The 20,455-nt window shown below is 63.5% G+C and carries 13 protein-coding genes; 4 read left to right on the forward strand and 9 right to left on the reverse strand.

Annotated features, from left to right (window positions below; all coding sequences use genetic code 11):
- Nucleotides 1-22: 22 nt before the first annotated feature.
- Together MNBBLIKP_RS13215 and MNBBLIKP_RS13220 are read left to right on the forward strand one after the other, a co-directional pair.
- A complete protein-coding gene (locus tag MNBBLIKP_RS13215) occupies nt 23-1,273 on the forward strand; it encodes an MFS transporter (protein WP_254913050.1) in 1,251 nt (416 codons plus the stop codon).
- 67 nt (nt 1,274-1,340) lie between these two features.
- Nucleotides 1,341-2,702, forward strand: coding sequence for a peptide MFS transporter (locus MNBBLIKP_RS13220; RefSeq protein ID WP_088310721.1), 1,362 nt, complete (start codon nt 1,341-1,343; stop codon nt 2,700-2,702).
- Here MNBBLIKP_RS13220 and MNBBLIKP_RS13225 read toward each other — a convergent pair.
- From MNBBLIKP_RS13225 to betB, 7 genes are all read right to left on the reverse strand, one after another.
- Nucleotides 2,696-4,279, reverse strand: a complete 1,584-nt coding sequence (locus MNBBLIKP_RS13225; RefSeq protein WP_088310722.1) for a trimethylamine methyltransferase family protein — start codon at nt 4,277-4,279, stop codon at nt 2,696-2,698. The genes MNBBLIKP_RS13220 and MNBBLIKP_RS13225 overlap by 7 nt on opposite strands.
- Nucleotides 4,280-4,407: 128 nt before the next feature.
- Complete coding sequence (locus tag MNBBLIKP_RS13230) at nt 4,408-6,108, reverse strand: formate--tetrahydrofolate ligase (RefSeq protein WP_088310723.1); 1,701 nt, start codon at nt 6,106-6,108, stop codon at nt 4,408-4,410.
- 183 nt (nt 6,109-6,291) lie between these two features.
- On the reverse strand, nt 6,292-7,275 hold the full coding sequence (locus tag MNBBLIKP_RS13235) for a LysR family transcriptional regulator (RefSeq protein ID WP_140420606.1): 984 nt from the start codon (nt 7,273-7,275) through the stop codon (nt 6,292-6,294).
- 100 nt (nt 7,276-7,375) lie between these two features.
- Nucleotides 7,376-7,783, reverse strand: coding sequence for a GlcG/HbpS family heme-binding protein (locus tag MNBBLIKP_RS13240; RefSeq protein WP_088310725.1), 408 nt, complete (start codon nt 7,781-7,783; stop codon nt 7,376-7,378).
- Nucleotides 7,784-7,815: 32 nt separating this feature from the next.
- Complete coding sequence (locus tag MNBBLIKP_RS13245) at nt 7,816-9,138, reverse strand: FAD-dependent oxidoreductase (RefSeq protein ID WP_217896686.1); 1,323 nt, start codon at nt 9,136-9,138, stop codon at nt 7,816-7,818.
- A gap of 38 nt (nt 9,139-9,176) precedes the next feature.
- The gene (gene betA, locus MNBBLIKP_RS13250; protein ID WP_088310727.1) at nt 9,177-10,844 is read right to left on the reverse strand and encodes a choline dehydrogenase; all 1,668 of its coding nucleotides are present in this window, start codon (nt 10,842-10,844) and stop codon (nt 9,177-9,179) included.
- Nucleotides 10,831-12,861, reverse strand: coding sequence for a betaine-aldehyde dehydrogenase (betB, locus tag MNBBLIKP_RS13255; protein WP_217896687.1), 2,031 nt, complete (start codon nt 12,859-12,861; stop codon nt 10,831-10,833). The genes betA and betB overlap by 14 nt, the downstream gene beginning before the upstream one ends.
- Before the next feature lie 354 nt (nt 12,862-13,215).
- On the opposite strand from betB, the gene MNBBLIKP_RS13260 reads away from it, so the two are divergent.
- Nucleotides 13,216-15,663: a TonB-dependent receptor gene (locus tag MNBBLIKP_RS13260; protein WP_254913051.1), complete on the forward strand. Its 2,448-nt coding sequence runs from the start codon at nt 13,216-13,218 to the stop codon at nt 15,661-15,663.
- Nucleotides 15,664-15,746: 83 nt separating this feature from the next.
- Complete coding sequence (locus MNBBLIKP_RS13265; protein WP_254913052.1) at nt 15,747-17,366, forward strand: APC family permease; 1,620 nt, start codon at nt 15,747-15,749, stop codon at nt 17,364-17,366.
- On the opposite strand, the gene MNBBLIKP_RS13270 is transcribed toward MNBBLIKP_RS13265, so the two are convergent.
- Nucleotides 17,367-18,932: a BCCT family transporter gene (locus MNBBLIKP_RS13270; protein WP_088310731.1), complete on the reverse strand. Its 1,566-nt coding sequence runs from the start codon at nt 18,930-18,932 to the stop codon at nt 17,367-17,369. It lies immediately after the preceding gene.
- A gap of 538 nt (nt 18,933-19,470) precedes the next feature.
- On the reverse strand, nt 19,471-20,325 hold the full coding sequence (locus MNBBLIKP_RS13275; protein ID WP_088310732.1) for a bifunctional 5,10-methylenetetrahydrofolate dehydrogenase/5,10-methenyltetrahydrofolate cyclohydrolase: 855 nt from the start codon (nt 20,323-20,325) through the stop codon (nt 19,471-19,473).
- Nucleotides 20,326-20,455 lie beyond the last annotated feature (130 nt).

The following is a 20,455-nucleotide window of genomic DNA, read 5'->3' on the forward strand; positions in this document are numbered from 1 at the left end:
CATCGGGCAGAGGCTAGATCGCTTGGCCGGTCTCGACAAGGGGCGTTCTGGCGCGTTGCCAGACTGCCGAAATCATGCCATCCCGCTGCCGGGGAGAGACATTCTGGACAGCAGTGCAAACCGGGCTCCAGCCCGCCAGCCAAGCCCGTTCGCATTTACGCTGATCGGGATCGGCGCGGCCACGGCGGCGGCGCATATCGGCAACAATTTCACCACCTATCTGGTCGGCGGCCTGATCGAACGCTTTGGCTTTTCGCCGTTGCAGATGGGCGCATGGAATATGGCCGAAACGCTGAGTTATGCAGCGGCGATGTTCCTGGTAGCTCCGCGGGCACGGGCAATGGACGCGCGGCTGCTGGCGCTGCTGGCCACCGTGCTGGTGGCCGTGTCGCAGGCCGGTTCCGCTTTCGCGGGCGACTATGCTTTGCTGTTTCTGGGCCGGATCGGCACCGGGTTCGGTTTTGGAATGATGAACAGTGCGGTAAATCTGGCTGCGGGTCGGGCCGACCATCCGGCACGCTGGATCTCGCTGGGGATCGCCTTTCAGACCGTGCTTTACACGTTCGTGGCGATTGCCGTGCCAAGGATTGGCGCTGCGCATGGGGTCACGGGAATGTTCCTGGCTCTGGCCGGTCTGGCTGTGGTGCTGGGCATGATGACCCTGTTGTTGCCGGGCGGAAAAGACGCCAGCCCTGACGGGCAAGACGCGACTCCCAATCGTCCGATCGGAACAGCCGGGTTGCAGATCATCGCGGCGATGGCGCTGTTTGCCTTTGGATCGCTGGCGATCTGGCCGTTTATCGAGCGCACCGCCCATGCAATTGGCATTCCGGCAACCCAATTTGGGATATACCAGAGCATGGCCGTACTGGCGAGCGCGTTGGGCAATGCGGGTCTTGCCTTGATCATCAACCGCCTGCCGCGTTTCTGGCCGTTGGCCGCTGCGCTCGGTACTTGCGGGCTGACCTGCGCCTTGCTGACCACGGTGCAGGGCGAAGCGGCCTTTGCTGCCGCATTCGTGGCCTTCATGGTCAGCTGGTTCCTGACCTATCCCTTGCTGTTGGGACTGACCTATGCCCACGATGACAGCGGGCGCCTGGCGGTGATGACTACGGGATCATGGCTGCTGGCGCAAAGCGTGGGCTCGCTGGCGGCAGGCGGCATCGCCCAGTTATTTGGCGGCTACACCCTGATCGGTCCGATTGGGGGCGTGATCTGTTTGTTGGCCATCATCATGGCCATGCCTGTAGCGCGCAGGCTTGACGGCCATTGACGCAGGTTGCGAACTTGTCCCGACCGGGGGGCAAGAACGAAATTCGGGATGTGAGGAAGGGACTGGAATGACTGGCGAAATGGACAAGGCAGGCTCGATCGCAGGCCATCCCAAGGGCCTCTATATCCTTGCCTTTACCGAGATGTGGGAACGGTTCTCATTCTACGGAATGTCCGCATTGCTGACCCTTTACATGGTCAAGGACCTGCTGCTGCCCGGGAATGTCGAAAGCGTCATCGGACTTGGTGCAATGCGCGGGCTGTTCGAATTTCGCGGGGCCATGTCGGACCTGGCTTTCGCCTCGATTGTCTATGGCTGGTATGCGGGACTCGTCTATTTCACCCCGATCGTCGGCGGCTGGGTTGCGGACCGGCTGCTGGGGGCAAAGCGCACGGTCATGATTGGCGTGCTGTTGATGAGCGCGGGCCATCTCGCCATGTCGTTCTATTCGACCTTCCTGATCGCCCTGCTGCTGCTGATCCTGGGGTCGGGGTTCCTTAAGGGCAACATTTCCGCCCAGGTCGGCACGCTCTATCCGCGCGAGGCGGAATCGCTGCGGGCGCGGGGCTTCACGATCTTTTCAACCGGGATCAACATCGGCGCGGCAACCGGCCCGCTGGCAACCGGGCTGTTGGCGGCGCTGTATGGCTGGCACGCCGGGTTCGCGCTGGCGGCCGTGCTGATGCTAGTGGCATTGGTGACCTATGCATTTGGCCAGCGATACTTGCCGGAACAGCGGCCCGTAGCGCGCGAACGGACCAAGGCGCCGCCCCTGACCACCGCAGAACGGCGGCAGGTGTGGTTCCTGCTGGCCGTGGTGGCGCTGACCATCCCGGCAGAGATCGCCTACCCCATGGTCTGGAGCATCGGGATCCTGTGGGTGGACCAGCATGTCAACCTGGCGACAGGTCTGGGGCTGGTCCCGTCAAGCTGGTTTGCCTCGGCGGATTCGCTGGGGGCGATCCTGGTCGCTCCCTTGCTGATCGCATTCTGGAGCCGACAGGCCCGCAGCGGTAGTGAACCCAGCAGCGTCACCAAGATCGGGATCGGCGCGGCGCTGGTGGGCCTGGCAGCCTTGATGTTTGCGTTCGGCAGCCTCGATGCCGCCGCCCCAGGCAGTGTCGGGATCGGCTGGGCGCTGGGCGGATACCTGCTGATGGGGCTGGCCTGGATGTATTACTGGCCCACAACTCTGGCCTTGGTCAGCAAGTCCGCACCGCCCGCGGTGACATCAACCCTGATGGGCGTCGCATTCCTGTCACCCTTCATTGGCCATACCCTGATGGGCTGGGTCGGAAGTTCCTATGACAAGCTCAGCCCGGCGATGTTCTGGACGATAGACGCCGCCATCGCGCTGGCCGGGGCAGTGGTGATCCTGACCTTGCGCAAATGGCTGATGCGCGGGCTTGAAACCTCAACCGCTCAGTAATTGGCGTCGGGCATCTGGCCTTTGCGTTTGGTGATATAGGCCTGCAGTTCTTCGTCCACGGCGGGGTCCAGCGGGGGATCCTCGTGTTCGGCCAGCGTCTTTTTCCAGGCGGTATTGGCGCGCTGCTGGATGTCCTGGCTGCCTTCGCTTTCCCACTGTTCCCAGCTGGCATAGTCGGCCAGCGGTGAGCGATAGAAGGCAGTTTCGAAATTGGCCTGGGTGTGGGCGCAGCCGAAGAAGTGCTTGCCAGGGCCAACCTCGCGAATGGCGTCCATTGCTTGGCCGTTTTCGGTCAGGTCATAGCCCGCGAGCAGCTTGTGCATCATGCCCAGCTGGTCGCAGTCCATCATGAACTTTTCATAACCGGTGACCAGCCCGCCTTCCAGCCAGCCGGCCGATTGCAGCACGAAGTTTGCCCCGCCAAGCACCGTGGTTTGCAGCGTCTGCGCACTTTCATAAGCGGCCTGCGCATCGGCGATCTTTGAAGCACACAGGCTTCCACCGGTGCGCGAAGGGACGCCAAGGCGGCGGGCCAGCGTGATCAGTGCGCTTTTCATCAGCGATGTTTCGGGCGTGCCATAAGTCGGAGCACCGCTTTGCATCGACAGCGTGGTAACGAAGCTGCCGAAGATCACCGGCGCGCCGGGCTTGACCAGCTGCAGAAATGCCATGCCAGCCATTGCCTCGGCCAGCGTCACCGCAATTGCGCCCGCCAGGCCAGTAGGGGCCATGGCGCCGGCCATGATGAACGGGGTCACCAGCACGCCCTGATTGGAGCGTGCCAGCGCCTTGGCCGCGCCAAGCATGGTGGCATCGAAAGTCAGCGGGCTGTTGCCGTTCATCACCCCCATCAGGCAGGTGTGAGGTTCACCGGTTTCGGGATTGATCCAGCGATCACCGAACAGGATCTGCGCCATTTCGATGCAGTCATCCGACCGGCTGGGGGCCGAAACCGCGCTGAAGAACGGCTTGTCGGTATGCTTGGCGTTGCCATAGAACATGTCAAAATGGCGCTTGTTCACCGGCAGGTCGACCGGTTCGCACATCGCGGTGGCCGAGCTGTGCAGCCAGGGCGAGGCCTGGGTCAGCTTGGCGAAATTGCGGAAATCCTCGATCGTGCCATAGCGCCGCCCTTTGTCGAGACAGCGCACGAACGGCGGCCCGGCGGTGGGGGCAAACACGGTGCGCTTGCCTCCAATGATTGTGCTGCGCGCCGGATTGCGGGCCTGATGGGTGAATTCGCGCGGGGCGTGGTCCTGGATCAGCTGGCGGCACATGCCGCGCGGCATCCGCACCAGTTCGCCGGTCACTTCGGCCCCGGCGGCTCTCCAGATTTCCAGCGCTTCGGGATCGTCGCGAAATTCGCAGCCGATTTCGGACAGGATGACTTCGGCATTTTCCTCGATCAGTGCCAGCCCTTCTTCGTCAAGCAAGTCGACATAAGGCAGGCGGCGGCTGATGTAGGGGGCATTGGCGGTATGCGCGCCAAGCCGCGCCGCCCGCTTGGCATCGCGTCCGCCGCTGCGGCGGCCAGTGGTGGAGGAGGGGGCGGCTTCAGAGCTGGTGAGCGTATCCATACCGCAAGGCTTAATCCAAAGCGGCAGGCACACGGCATGTAAAAACATCATGCCGCCATGAAGCGGATGGTGGGCATGAGAAAGGCCGCAGGAACGATGTCCTGCGGCCTTTTGTCATTCGGCTGCGATCAGGCCAGCCCGACGATATTGCCGGCTTCGTCGAGATAGATCTCATTCGATGCCGGGCGCTTGGGCAGGCCAGGCATGGTCATGATATCGCCGCAGACCGCGACCACGAATCCCGCGCCCGCCGACAGCCGCACTTCGCGCACTTCCAGCGTGTGGCCAGTCGCCGCGCCGATCTTGCCCGGATCGGTGCTGAAGCTGTACTGCGTCTTGGCGATGCAGACCGGCAGATTGCCGTAGCCCAGCTTTTCGTATTCCTTGAGATTGCTGGCGGCCGAGCTTGACAGCGAGATCCCGTCGGCGCGGTAGATTTCGCGCGCGACGGTGGCGATCTTGTCGGCCAGCGGCATGTCATCGGGATAGAGCAGCTTGATCTCGGGCGAGCCTTCATCAAGCTGAGCCTTGACCTGACGGGCCAGTTCCTCGGCCCCGGCGCCGCCTTCGGCCCAGTGTTTGGCCAGCGCGACGCGGGCGCCGTACTTGGCGCAAACGGCCTTCAATGCGTCGACTTCTTCGGCGCTGTCCTTGATGAAGTGGTTGATCGCCACCACCGGAGTCAGGCCGAACTTCTGCAGGTTCTGGATATGTCGCTCCAGGTTGACCGCGCCGCGTTCCAGCGCCGCGACATCGGGTGTGCCCAGATCGTCCTTGGCCACGCCGCCCTGCATCTTGAGCGCGCGCACCGTAGCCACCAGCACTACCGCATCGGGGCGCAGGCCCGAATGACGGCACTTGATGTCGAGGAACTTTTCCGCGCCCAGATCGGCACCGAACCCGGCTTCGGTCACCACCACGTCGGCCAGCCGCAGAGCAGTGTCGGTCGCCATGACCGAGTTGCAGCCGTGGGCGATGTTGGCAAACGGCCCACCGTGGATGAAGGCCGGGTTGTGTTCGATCGACTGGACCAGGTTGGGCTGCATCGCATCGCGCAGCAGCACTGCCATCGCCCCATCGGCCTTGAGGTCGCGCGCGGTGACCGGCTGCTTGGCATAGGTCCGCGCGACGATGATGTCGCCCAGGCGGCGAGTGAGGTCGGCCAGGTCCGTCGCGAGACACAGGATCGCCATGATTTCCGAGGCGACGATAATGTCGAACCCGGTTTCACGCGGCACGCCGTGAGTGACCCCGCCAAGACCGACCGTGATGTTACGCAGTGCGCGGTCGTTCATGTCGACCGCGCGGCGCCAGACCACCCGGCGCGGATCGATGTTGAGCTCGTTACCCCATTGCAGGTGGTTGTCGAGCAGCGCGGCGAGCAGCGCATGCGCCGAAGCGATAGCATGGAAATCGCCGTTGAAGTGGAGATTGATGTCCTCCATCGGGATCACTTGCGCGCGTCCGCCGCCCGCCGCGCCGCCCTTCATGCCGAAGCACGGGCCAAGCGAGGGTTCACGCAGGCAGACGATCGACTTGACGCCGATCAGGTTGAGCCCGTCGTTGAGGCCGACCGAGGTGGTGGTTTTGCCTTCGCCTGCCGGGGTGGGGGTGATCGCGGTGACCAGCACCAGCTTGCCGCGCGGGCGCTCCTTCAGTGCGGCAATATATTCCAGGCTGACCTTGGCCTTGAAGTGGCCATAGGGGACCAGAGCTTCGGGCGCGATGCCCAGGCGGTCCTGCGCCAATGGAAGAATCGGTGCCATCTTGGCGGCACGGGCGATTTCGATGTCCGGGGCGCCCGGCGGTGGCAGTTCGTTTTCTTGCATCCCCTTTTCAAGAGCGCGCAGGCCCTTGCCTCTCAAAATCAGAGTGAATAGCGACCGGTGGGTTCAGCTTTCGCTGGATTCCGGCGCGGTCGATTTCCGCCAAGTAAGGCCTTTGCACAAGCCACTTGCGGAAAATGATCGGGACCATAACTTGCGGTAATATCGCACGGCCATCGCGGCGCTTCAGTCTTCGCCGACCTTGAATGATCCCTCCAGCCAGGGAAGGTGCGTGAGAAGCTGGGGAAACACCTCTTCTTCCAGGATCGAACGGCATTCGTCCACGATGACACGCGGCGCAGAGCCCAAGGTTTGCTGGCGGGCCAGCAGGGTCATCCGCCGACCGAACTTGCCCCGCAGGATCGGGTGGATCGACAGTTCGTCAAACGCCCAGGGCACCTGGAACAGGCAGAGCGGCGTGGTGATCCCCCAACCCAGGCCATAGGATACTGCGGTGGCATGACCGACGATCGAATCGAATTCTATATGTGACGGGTATTTGAGCTGCAGTCGGTTAAGCTGCGCCTCGGTCTGGCGGCCCATCGAACTGCGCAGCGAAAACCGGATGAACGGACTGTCGGCCAGATGGGCCCCCAGTTCGGGCGCGGCGGCGAACTGCTTGGGGAAGATCAGCACATAGGGTTCAGTGAACAGGTTGTAGCGATCGACATCCAGCATGTCCGAGGTGTTGCTTTCCTCGGTGATCATCACGTCAGCGGCGTGGGTGTTGAACTTGGCCCGCTGATCAGGCATCAAACCGTTTGAAATCCGCCAGTTGCGGGCCAGCTCTCCCTTGCGGCGGTAAAGCCGCGGACCCAGTACATTGGCCAGACTTTCTGGCATGGCGATAGACAGTGAAGCCAGTTCGCCGCTTTCGCTTTCGGTCGCTTCGACGAACGCGGAATTGAGATCGCCCAGGATCTTTTGCCCCTGGCGCAGCAGGACCTGGCCAACCTTGGTCAGCACAATCGGGCGGATCGAACGGTCGAACAGCTGGCGCCCAACCGTTTCTTCCAGCCCGGCAATGATCTGCGAAACGCCCGACTGGGTCAGCCCCAGGACCTTGGCGGCCTGAGTCATGCTGCCCTGTTCGGCCGTGACGACAAACACCTGCAGCGCACGGAATTCAAAGCCAGATGGCAACTGGCCCTTGTTCATGACAGCGTTCATGCGCGCGATCTCTCCTCGCTGCACCAGAAGAGTGCGTTATAATAAGCGAGGCTTATACAATTCGCGGACGGCGCACTCAAGCCGTGTTTGTCGGGGCGGCTCAGGCTGGGTTGAGTGCCTCTGCTCCGGCCTGGGCAATGATCCCGTCCTGAAAGGATTGCACTCCAGAAATGCCGATCGCGCCAACAAAAGCGCCGTTTACGGTCAGCGGCAGGCCGCCTTCGATCGGCAGCGCGCCGGTCAATTCCGCCATGTTGGGCCGTTCGCCATTCACTGCGTCTTCCAGCGCCTTGCTGGGGCGCCGGAACATCAGCGCGGTGCGTGCCTTGTCCTGGGCAACCTGGATCGATCCCAGCTGGGTATCGTCGGCGCGTTCCAGCAGGATCAGATGGCCTGCCGCATCAACCACAGCGATAACGACGTTCCACCCTTCGGCCACGGCCTTGGTCCGGGCTGCACTGGCGATCTGACGGGCTTCGGCAAGGCCGATTGATGGGATGGTCTGCATGGGGATGTCCTTGTGCTGGAGAGGTTTGAAGGTCAGTCGATCCGCGCGCCCTGGCGGCGCAGTTCGGTCTGGACCGCTCCGATATCGATAGTATCGAAGTCGTGCCCGGTCTTGATCGAGATCGCCGCAGCCACACCTGCGCCTTGCCCGGCAACCGCGCAGCACATCATGTTGCGGACCGCCGCATGGCTAACCTTGTCACCACCGATGGTGCGCCCGGTGACGATCAGGTTCTTCACGCCCTTGGGCAGCATCGAGCGATAGGGCACGTGGAAATAGCGCCCGGTGGTCGGGATGATCAGCAGGCCATAGCCATCGATGAATTCCGGGAAGATCCCGATTGAATCCTCGAACCGGCCCTGATGCATCACGTCAGCTTCCGTCAGGTTATAGGCTGCGTCGATCTTGCGGGTGTCGCGGATGCCCAGTGTCATGCCGAAATTGCGCAGCTTGGCAGTCTCGCAACCGGGCATGAATTTCTGCAAGGCCTCGATGGCGTGCATCGCCTGGCGACGCCCTTCGATTTCGCCATGAGTCAGGTCGTCGGGGTTGGTCCCGTCGAGCGTCATGTGCACCATGTTGAGATAGGTCAGGTCGCCCTGATCGCTGACCGTGCCCCAGGTGCCGGCAATGGTCTTGAGATTATCCGGCAGAATCCCCGCCTTGTGCGCGGCCACAAACGGTTTGCGCAGGAAGGGCGAGAACATTTCGTCCTCTTTGCCTGAGGTCTTCACCGACCATTCGCCGTCTTTCGCCCAGTCGGCATAGGTTTGCGGATCGGCTTTGACTGCATCGATGAACTTGCCCTTGTCCACCCCGCACATCGAGAACATGACCGAAACCGACATCATTTCGGCCTTGGGGTGCATGTGGCTGGGGGCACCGGCGCGGTGAGCCACGTCGGCATCGCCGCTGGCATCAATCACCCGGCTTGCCAGGATCGCCTCGCGCCCGGCCTTGCTTTCCACGATCACGCCGCGAATGGTGTCCCCTTCCATGATCGGGGCAACGAACATGCGGTGCAGCATCGGTTCGACCCCGGCTTCAACCACCAGCCGGTCGGCGACATATTTGAACGCTTCGGCATCGAGCGCGTGGCTGATCGATTGCGGTTCGGGCAGGGCGGCGCCCATCGCTTTGGCCCGGTCCTCGAACTCGCGGCCGATCCCTTCGCTGTCGATCGTTGCCGGGTGGCGATACCAGGCGAAACCTTCAACGCCGACTTGCGTGATATTGCCACCGAAGCAGCCATAGCGTTCAACCAGCGTCGTCTTGATCCCGGCGCGCGCAGAGGCGAGCGCGGCGGCGAGGCCACCCGGGCCGGAACCGATCACCAGCACATCGGTCTGATGCACGACCGGTATTTCGCGCGCGGGCTCGGAAATAGACAGCTTCATCGTTGCACGCTTTCCCAGTTCGGAGCGGTATAGAAGGGGGCATTGGAGCGCGGCAGCAGGCCTTTGCCCAACACGTGATCCGCGCCCTTTTCACCGATCATGATCGAAGGCGCGTTGAGGTTGCCGGTGGTGATCGATGGCATGACGGATGAATCGATCACCCGCAGGCCTTCGAATCCGATCACTTTCAGCTCTGGATCGACCACCGCCATGGGATCGTCCGCCGCGCCCATCTTGCAGGTGCACGACGGGTGCAACGCGCTTTCCACGTGATCGGCGATGAAGGCATCGATCGCTTCGTCGCTGGTGCAGTCCGCCCCAGGTTGAATCTCGCGGCCGCGCCACGGGGCGAAGGCGTCTTGCTGGAAAATCTCGCGGGTCAGCCGCACGCAGGAACGCATTTCGGCCCAGTCGTCCGGATGGCTCATATAGTTGAACAGGATCTTCGGGTGCTCGCGCGGGTCCTTGCTGCGCAGTGTCACCGTGCCCCGGCTTTTCGAGCGCATCGGCCCGACATGGGCCTGAAATCCGTGTTCGGTGGCAAGGGAGGAGCCATCGTAATTGATCGCCATCGGGAAGAAGTGGTACTGGATGTCCGGATATTTGATCCCGGCGCGGCTGCGGATGAAGCCGCAGCTTTCGAACTGGTTCGACGCCCCGATCCCGCGCCGCAGGAACAACCATTCCGCCCCGACCATAGCCTTGCCCAGCAAGTTGGCCTGCCCGAACAGCGTGACCGGCTTGGTGCAGGCCATCTGGAAATAGAATTCGAGGTGGTCTTGCAGATTCGCACCAACCCCAGCCCGGTCCGCGCGGACCTCGATCCCCAGCGATTTGAGTTCCTCTGCCGGGCCGATCCCGGACAGCTTCAGCAGCTGCACCGAGTTGATCGAACCGCCTGACAACAGCACCTCGCGGCTGGCGCGGACCTGATGGACAGAGCCGCCACGCTCATACTCGATCCCCACCGCGCGGGTCCCTTCGAACAGCACGCGCCGGGCCAGCGCATGCTGTACCACGGTCAGGTTGGATCGCTTGCGGGCGGGATAGAGATAGGCCTTGGCGGCGGAACAGCGCGTGCCCTTGCGCACGGTCATGTCCATCCGCCCGAACCCTTCCTGACGGAAGCCGTTGTAGTCCTCGGTCAGATCGTAACCGGCCTGCTGCGCTGCATCGAGCCAGGCCTGGTTGAGCGGGTTCTTGAGCGTGCCGTAAGTCGTGGACAGCGGTCCATCCCCACCGCGATATTCGTTTCCGCCCTCGGCGCGGGTCTCGGCGCGTTTGAAATAGGGCAGGACATCGGCATAGCCCCAGCCCGTTGCGCCGTCCTCATCCTGCCAGCGCTCGAAATCGTAGGGATTGCCGCGCACGTAAACCAGCCCGTTGATCGAACTTGACCCGCCCAGACCCAGCCCGCGCGGGCAGTGCAGGCGGCGGCCATTCAAATGCGGCTCAGGCTCGCTGTAGTAACCCCAGTTCCACCGCTTGGTGTTCATCGGATAGGCGAGCGCAGCGGGCATCTGGATGAAGATCGAACGGTCCGATCCGCCCGCTTCCAGCAGCAGCACCTTGTTCTGGCCGTCGGCGCTCAGCCGGTCAGCCAGCACGCAGCCTGCAGAGCCCGCGCCGACCACGATGAAATCGAACTGGTCAGTATGGGGCATCGATCGGCTCCATCGCCACATAGACGCTTTTCAGCTGGGTGAAGTATTCGATCGCCGCCTTGCCGTTTTCGCGGCCCAGCCCGCTCTGCTTGTTGCCGCCGAACGGCAGTTCGATCGGGGTGATGTTGTAGGTGTTGATCCAGCAGGTCCCGGCTTCCAACGCAGCGATCACGCGGTGGGCGCGGGTCAGGTCGTTGGTGAAGATCCCGGCGGCCAGGCCCAGCTGGGTATCGTTGGCGCGCGCCACCACTTCGGCTTCGTCGCTGAAATCCAGCACCGACATGACCGGGCCGAAAATCTCCTCGCGCACGATCGCCATGTCGTCGCGGCAGTGGGTGAAGATGGTCGGCTGAACGAACGCGCCCTGCGCCAATGCCCCGTCCATCGCGCGCTTGCCCCCGGTCAGCAAGGTGGCGCCCTGCTGCTGGCCCAGCTCGATATAGCCCAGCACCTTTTTCATATGCGCCTGAGAGATCAGCGCGCCCATTTGCGTGGCCGGGTCCAGCGGATCGCCGATCACCATCGCCTCGGTCCGGGCTTTCAGCTTGGCGAGGAAAGCATCGCGCACCGTATGGTGCACGAACACGCGGGTGCCGTTGGTGCAGACTTCCCCGGCGGAATAGAAGTTGGCGAGCAGCGCGCCCGAAACCGCCTCGTCCAGATTGGCGTCCTCGAACACGATCAGCGCCGATTTGCCGCCCAGTTCCAGCGTGACCACTTTCAGCGTCGCGGCGGCATCGGCCATCACTTTCTTGCCGGTGCCGACTTCGCCCGTGAGCGAGACCTTGGCGATTCCGGGGTGGCGGCTGAGCAGGCGGCCGGTGTCGGCCTTACCCTGAACCACCTGGAACAGGCCGTCAGGCAGGCCCGCGTCGCGGTAAACCTTTTCCAGTTCGATCGCGGTCAAGGGGGTCAATTCGGCCGGCTTGAACAGCATGGCATTGCCGCAGGCCAGCGCCGGGGCGCTTTTCCAGCAGGCGATCTGGATCGGATAGTTCCACGCCCCGATCCCGGCGACCACACCCAGCGGCTCGCGCCGGGTATAGCCAAACGCGCCGGGGCCAAGATCGTGGTGCTCGCCCGCGATGGTGCGGGCGATCCCGGCGAAATATTCGATGCAGTCCGCGCCGGAAAGCACGTCTACCGCGATGGTTTCCTGAATTGGTTTGCCAGTGTCCTGCGTTTCGAGCCGGGCAAGGTCCTCGTTGCGTTCGACCAGCAGGGCAGCGGCGCGGTTCAGAATCCGCCCGCGTTCGGCCCCGGTGGTGCGCGCCCACAGCTTCTGCGCCTCGGCGGCGCGGGCAACGGCTTTGTCGACCTCTGCCTTGCCGTCGATCCGGATCGTTGCCAGCACCGCGCCGGTTGCGGGGTTGACCGTGTCAAAGCTGGTTTCGGCAGCGGCAGGACCGGACTGGGTCAAGCCGGATTGGGGCAAGCGGGCCTGCGCCAGATCGCGCTCAATCGTGTCGAAAATCCATTCGACCGGAATCTCGACATCGCTTTTCCATGCACCGGCCAGTGCCGCTCGCAACCAGAACCCGTCGATCAGCGCGGCGACGGTTTCGGCGATGCGGTTCACTGCATCCGGCACCACCAGCGCGCGCAATTCGTGCTTGAGGTTGGAAATCATCCGTTCCTGATGAACGCGCTGCAGCCGGGCGAGAGCAGGGGTGTAGAGTGCAAGCCCCCAGAACGAAAGCCAGGCGCGCGATGCTTCGGAGCTGAGTTCGCCGGGATTGAGGTGGGCCAGCACAAAGGCGCGCAGCCGTTCCTCGGGCGCATCCCCGGCGGTCAGGGCTTTCATGGGCCGGGTGGTTACGCGCTCAACCAGCTGGCGGAACGTCGCCTCGATCAGCTTGTCCCGATCGCCAAAGTAATGGACCACCAGCGCGGGGGATACGTCTGCGCGGCGGGCGACTTCGGCCATGGTGAACTGTTCGATGCCCGTATCGGCCAGCGCGGCAAGCGCCGCCTGAAGCAACTGGACGCGGCGGTCTTCCGGTTCGCGGCGGCGCATCTCAATCATCCCCTTCAGCCCATTGAACGCGGATTTAATAACAGGCGTTGCGGCACCTTGCCATGGGAATTGGCATGACTGAACCAGATCATTAGCTCAATTAATGAAACATATCGGGGCTGGGTATCGCGCGAGCCATGCGCTGCAATTGTGCAGAAATCCTCGCATTCCTGCGCCAAACGACCCGGCAAGTGCGGGCCGAGGTGTGGCGAGCCTGCTGACGAAAGCGCGGTTTTTCAGTGGGGCAAGCGTCTTGCACGTGCGTTCAATATGCTACATTCTTGCCATCTGAGGTCGATCGGCGGCGACCCAAACGGCAATGACCGCGGGCCGCCCCAAGGAATGGAGGGTTCTATGGCCACTCGGTATCACACATCACGTTTTTCGGTCCTGCTGCGCACGGGCGCTCCGCTGGCGATCGTCGCCGCGGCGCTGACCGGCACGGGGGCGATGGCCCAATCGGCCGCTCCGGAAGTGGAAGCGGCTGACCAGCCTGCTGACATCGTGGTGACTGCGCAGAAGCGCGAGCAGAAGCTGCAGGACGTCGGCATCGCGATTTCGGTGCTGGGCAGCGATGAAATCGCCCGCCGGTCGATCAACAATGCAACCGACATCGTCTCCGCGATCCCCAACCTCAAATACAACGCCTATTCCTCGTCGCAGGTCGTGTTCAACATGCGCGGCGTGTCGCAGAACGACTATGGCGACCAGCAGGAGCCGCCAGTCGCGGTATATCAGGATGACAGCTACGCCAGCTCGATCACCACGGCGAGCTTCCCGATCTTCGATCTCGCCCGGGTAGAGGCGCTGCGCGGGCCGCAAGGCACGCTGTTTGGCCGCAACGCCACCGGCGGCGCAGTGCAATTCGTCTCCAGCCAGCCGACCGACACGCTCGATGGCTTCCTCAAGCTGAGCTATGGCCGTTACAACCAGACCATCATCGAAGGTGCGCTGTCCGGTCCGCTCAGCGACACGCTGAGCGCGCGCATTTCGGGCATCTATGACCGGGATGATGGCTATATCCAGAACATCACCCCGGGCGAGAAGGACCGCGGCGCGAACAACCACTGGGCGCTGCGCGGGATATTTGCCTATGAACCGTCGAGCAGCTTCAAGGCCAAGCTGACCCTGCGCTATTCGCAGGCCGACAAGGAACGTCAGGCCGGCGTCTATAACTATGGCCCGGCTTGCCCCAATGCTCAGTTCCAGGGCGAATTCATGTCGCCGACCGATACCTGCGCCTATTGGGGCAGCACCGGCACGGCTGGCAACGGGTACCTCAACCCCTCGATCGCCGCGTCACAGGGCGGCAGCCCGTGGAAGACCGCGGGCACCGGCGCGGCCTATGTCGATCGCAAGATGTTCGGCGCGACGCTGCGGCTTGATGCGCAGCTGGGCTCGTTCGATCTGGTTTCGATCACCGATTACCAGCACCTCAAGAAGTTCTATATCGAAAGCGGCGATGGCCCGCCCGAAATCCCCTATGTCGAAAACGTCACGCCGCCCGCCACCGCGCCGTGCCCCGCGCCCAACACCAGCCTGACCTGCTATGCTTCGGGCACCGTGTTCTTCCAGGATGCGGCGGTGAACCAGGTGTCGCAGGAACTGCGCCTGTCGCGCAGCAGCGACCGCAACTTCTTCACCCTGGGCGCCTTCGGGATGATCATCGACGGCGATTACAAGGCCAAGTACGCCGTCCCGTTCATCGCCTATGATCCCTCGGTCAGCTTCACCCAGCGCACCGAAAGCTTCGCCGTCTTCATGCAGGACGAATACGAACTGACCGACAAGCTCAAGCTGATCGGCGGCCTGCGGTACTGGCGCGATGCCAAGGAAGGCGATTACACTGCGGTGCACACTCTTGCGCCCTGGGCGCTGTCGCTGCACTTCGGTCCGGGCGGGGTATCCTATACCGACCTGACCGGCACCAATACCCCGGCCACGTGGAAGTACGGCAGCGGCACCTCGGGCGTGACGATCACTCCGGCTGATGCCAAGCCCACCTTTGACGGGATCACCGCCAAGGCCGAGATTGACTACAAACCGGCTGACAACGTGCTGCTCTATGCCAGTTACAACCGTGGGTCGAAGTCGGGCGGGTTCACTTTCTCCACCGGCACGCCGTTCCCTTCGGCGCTGGTCGATACGCTCAACAACCTGGGCTACCGGCCGGAAACGCTCAATGCCTACGAACTGGGGCTGAAATCCACGCTGGCGCCGGGGACCACCTTCAACCTCGCCGCGTTCCACTATGACTACCGCAACTACCAGGCCTTTGTGCAGGTTGGCTTTACCCAGGTGGTGCGCAACCTTCCGGCCAAGGTCAGCGGGATCGAAGCGGACTTCTCGACCCGCCCGATGAAGGGGCTGACCCTGCAGCTGTCGGGTGCTTACCAGACCAGCAAGGTCAAGGGCGTGTTGCTGCCTGACGGGGTGAGCGTGGTTGACCACAATCTGCCGCAGGCGCCCGAGTTCTCGGGCAGTGCAATGGCGCGGTATGAATTCGATCTGGCCGGCGGCACCGCCTCGATCCAGGGCGATGCGCTGTTCCAGAGCTCCATGTGCTTCACCGTGATGTGCGCCCCGGTCGAGCAGGAAAAGGGCTATGCCGTGGCCAATGCGCGGGTCGGCTTTACCACGGCGGATGAGAAGATCGACATCTCGGTCTTCGTCAACAACCTGTTCAACAAGGCCTACCGGGTCTACGCTTTTGACGGCTCGCTCTATTGGGGTGACACCCTGGGCGTCTATGCCAAGCCCCGCACCTGGGGCGTGAGTGTGCGGTACAACTTCGGCAAGTGAGCCCGAAGGGTAACGCAGCGGTGCGGGCTCGCCTCCGGTGGCAAACCGGGGGCGGGCCCGGCGCGTTTGGGGGAGGGATCTGAGTGGCGAGCCAGGCTGGAGCAAGTGACATGACCGGGCAGTTGCAGCTGCGCCGTCAGCTTGACTGGAAGGATGCCTTCTGGGCGTCGAGCGGGGTGCCGGCAGGCGTGCTGCTGACCATGGGCGGGATCGCGACGATGATCGGCCAGCCCAGCTGGGTGATCTGGATCGCTTCGATCCTGATGGGCTTCCTGCAAAGCTTCATCTACGCCGAGATTGCCGGGCTCTATCCCAACAAGTCGGGCGGCGCGTCGGTCTATGGCGCGGCGGCGTGGCTGCCCTATGGCAAGTTCATCGCGCCGATATCGGTGTGGTGCAACTGGCTGGCCTGGTCGCCGGTGCTAGCGCTGGGGACCAGTCTGGGGGCGGGCTATGTCATGGCCAGCCTGTTCGCGCCGGATGCCGCGATCCGCACCTGGCAGTGGCACTTGCTCGATCTCGGGTTTGTCCGCGATGGGCTGCATCTCAGGATCAACTTGGTCTCGCTGATTGCCGCCGGCTTTCTGCTGCTGACTTTTGCATTGCAGCACCACGGCGCGGCGCGGGCGGCCAATTTCCAGAAAGTGCTGGGGCTGATCTGCCTTTCGCCGTTGCTGCTGGTCGGGCTGGTCCCGCTGCTGACCGGAGACCTGCCGCGCGAGAACCTGTTCCCCTTGCTGCCGATGCTGCGTGATGCGGCGGGCAATCCGGGTTTCGGGACCTGGGATATTGCCGGGCTGACCCTGCTGGCCGGGGCGATGTTCGGGGCGGGCTGGTCAACCTACGGGTTCGAGACTGCGGTGTGTTATACCCGCGAGTTCCGCGATCCGGCGCGTGATACGGCCAAGGCGATCCTGGCGGCCGGGCTGCTGTGCATCGCGATCTTCACGCTGGTGCCGCTGGCGTTCCAGGCCTCGCTCGGGCTTGATGGCATGCTGGATCCGACGATCTATGATGGCTCGGGTGTGGGGCAGGCGCTGGCCCGGATCGTGGGCGGCGGGGCGTTGATCGGCAACCTGCTGATCGTCATGCTGGTGCTGGCCCTGCTGCTGATCGTGATGACCTCGATGATGGGTTCATCGCGCACGTTGTATCAGGCTTCGGCTGACGGCTGGCTGCCCAAGTACCTCAGCCGGGTCAACGAGCACGGCGCGCCGACCGCGGCAATGTGGACTGACCTGGGCTTCAACCTGCTGCTGTTGATGGCATCGGATTACTTCGCGGTGCTGATGATTTCCAACGTCTGCTACTTCGTGTTCAACTTCCTGAACCTGCAGGCCGGGTGGATCCACCGGATCGACCGCAAGGACTGGAACCGGCCCTATCGCTGTCCAACCTGGCTGCTGGCGACGGGGGCAGTATTGGGCTTCGTCAACATGGCCTGGATGGGGGCCGGGGCCGATGTCTGGGGCGAGGGGACCCTTCGCAACGGGCTGCTGGCGGTGCTGTTGATCGTGCCGGTCTTTGCCTATCGCCACTATGTGCAGGACAAGGGCAAGTTTCCGGTCAGCGAGGGCACGGCCGAGGATCCGTTTGAACGGGCCGAAGTTACCCCGCGCGCGGGTGTGCTGCCCTATCTGGCGCTGGCGACCTGTGTCGCGCTGGTCTGGCTGGCTGCGAGCTGGGCTCAGCCGCCAGTCTGATCAAGCCCGGCGGTGGATCGCCAGCAGGCCTTTCAGCGTCCCCCAGCACATCAGCAGCAGCACCAGCGCCAGCGGCAGGCCGGTGGCGATCGACCCGGCCTGCAGCGAGCTGAGCCCCCCGCTGAGCAGCAGGACCACGCCAATTCCGCCCACCGCGAACAGCCAGATCACTTTCTGCCGCAGCGGCGTGTCGGTGCGCCCGCCAGAGGTCATGGTATCGATCACCAGCGTGCCCGAATCCCAGCCGGTGACAAAGAACACCAGGATCAGCACGATCGCCGCGAACGAGGTGACCTGCGCCCAGGGCAGCGTCCGCAGCAGTTCGAACAGCTGAGTTTCCAGGCTCGCCCCCTGCAGGCTTGCGGCCTGACCAGAAAGGATCCCGGCGATCGAGGCATCGCCGAAGATCGTCAGCCACAGGATTCCCAGCAGGCTGGGGGCAATCATGGCCCCGGCAATGAATTCGCGCACGGTCCGGCCCAGCGAAATCCGGGCCATGAACATCCCGACAAAGGGTGCCCAGCTGATCCACCAGGCCCAGTAATAGACCGACCAGTCGCGGTAAAAGCCCTGGTCGGTCCGCCCCACCGGGTTGGACAGCGCGGGCAGATACCACAGATAGTTCACCGTGTTGCGGACCAGATCGGAAAGCAGGGCCATGGCCGAACCGGTCAGCAGCACAAACAGCAACAGCGCCAGCGCCATCCACATGTTGGCCTCGCTCAGGATCCGGATCCCGCGATCAATCCCGCCGCGGACCGACAGGAACGTGACCGCCGACATGATCGCGATCAGGGCCAGGATCGTGGTGGGAGAGCTGGGTATGCCATAAAGGAAAGTCACCCCGGCCATGGCCTGCTGCGCGCCAAGGCCAAGTGAAGTGGCCAGGCCGAAGATCGTCGCGAACACTGCCAGCACCTCGATCCCGTCACCCAGCCGGCCCCACACGGCCTTGCCGAACAGGGGATAGAAGGCCGACCGCATCGACAGGGGCATGTTGAAATCATAGGCGAACAGCGCCAGCGCCAGCCCGGTCACCGCAAAAATCGCCCAGGGGTGCAGGGCCCAGTCAAAGATCGTGGCGGCCATCGCCAGATCGCGTGAGACAGCCGCATCGCCCGCCGCCCCGCCCAGCGGCGCAGCTGGACCACCAGCCATGGCGGCCGTGAAGTGCGAGACCGGTTCGGACACCCCATAGAACACCAGCCCGATGCCCATGCCCGCGCCGAACAGCATCGCAAACCAGCTCATCCGTGAATAGTCTGGCGCCGCGCCTTTGCCCCCCAGCCGGATCCGCCCGAGCGGGGACACGGCGACTGCCACGCAGAACAGCAGCAGCAGGTTGCCCGCCGACATGAAGAACCAGTCAAACCGGGTGGTCGCCCCGACGCGGATCGAATTGAACAGGCTGGCCGACTGTTCCGGCGCCAGCACCGAATAGACGATCACTGCCAGCGAAAGCAGCGCGGTGGGGAAGAACACCAGCGGATCGACCTGCATGCCCAGGAACGTGCGGCTGGATTTGCCATAGTCCCCGGTGTCGATTGCATCAGCCCAGTCAGTCATTCCCCGTTCCCCTTCGGGCCAAGGCTAGACCGGGCAAGGGGTGCTGGCCAGACCATGCCCGCGATTTATGCAGGGTATCAGCGCGGCTCCAGACCGGGGTGGTAAAGAGCATCAGGTTGACACGGTTGACACTGTCCTGGGGGAAAACTCCGGTTTCGAGGTGTTGGTTGTATTTCAGTGAGTTGAGCGAATTCCCTTGCGGCGGTCCTGCGACGCAGCGTGACGCTCGATACAATTGGGGAGCGGGGGAGGGACAGGCAAAGCGGGGCTGCATGGGACAGCATAAGCCACGAATCGGGGGGTGTAGGAAAGTTGTTTTTCGCCCGGAAGGTTGGAGCCGTGGGGCGCGTGTGGATTGGTTCACGCAGAGGCGCAGAGGAAGAAGGGGAGGCGCGAAGAAGTTCCGCTTGCGGCGAAGCCGCTCTCCTGCCGGACCTTGCCGCCAAACGCAGCGCCGCATTGATAGGAGAGCCTGCGGCTCAGCACTAAACCTCTGCGCCTCCCTTGCTTCCTCTGCGCCTCTGCCTGAACCCCAATATCACCCCATCCGCGCCTTGGCCGCGATCAGGGTGTTTTCCATCAGGCAGGCAATGGTCATCGGGCCGACCCCGCCGGGCACGGGCGTGATTGCTCCGGCCACGCCCATGGCTTCATCAAAGGCCACGTCACCCCTGGTCACCACCGATCCGTCGGGCAGTTCAACCCGGCTGGTGCCGACATCGATCACCACCGCGCGCGGCTTGATCCAGTTGCCGCGGACCAGCCCCGGCTTGCCCACCGCGCTGACCAGAATGTCCGCGCCGCGGCAGATGAACTGCGTGTCGCGGGTGTGGATATGGGTCTGGGTAACGGTGGCGTTTTCCTCCAGCAGCAGCGCTGCCATCGGTTTGCCGACTATGTTGGATGCGCCGATTACCACGGCGTGGCAGCCGGTCAGGTCAGGGATCACCGACTTGATGATTTTGAGGCAGCCCATCGGCGTGCAGGGGATCAGCCCTAGGCTGCCCTGCGTCAGCTTGCCGGCGTTGAGCGCGTGGAGCCCGTCCACGTCTTTGCGCGGATCGACCGTGGCCATCACCCGCAGCGTGTTCATCTGCGGGGGCAGCGGCAGCTGCACCAGGATCCCGTCAATGTCATCGCGCGAATTGAGCCAGTTGATCCGGGCGAGCACGTCCGCCTCGCTGGTATCGGCGTCAAGCCGGACGGTTTCCGATTTGAAGCCCACCTGTTCGGCGGTGCGCACCTTGTTGCGCACATACAGATGGCTGGCCGGATCATCGCCGACGATGATCACCGCCAGGCCGGGCCGACGCGGCAGGCGCGCGGCTTCGGCGGCGACGGCGTCGGTTACCTGGCGGGCGAGACGCCGCCCGTCAATTACTTCGGTGTGCATCTGGTTGCCTCCAAGGCGAATAGCCCCGGTTTGCGCCATCCGGCTTGACCCGGGATCCAGCGTTTCTTCTGCAAGCCTGCGGCAGGCAGCTGGACCCCGGGTCAAGCCCGGGGTGACGATGGAAGGGGAG

Origin of the sequence: Novosphingobium sp. B 225 (assembly GCF_002198665.1) — a bacterium.
Lineage (GTDB): Bacteria > Pseudomonadota > Alphaproteobacteria > Sphingomonadales > Sphingomonadaceae > Novosphingobium.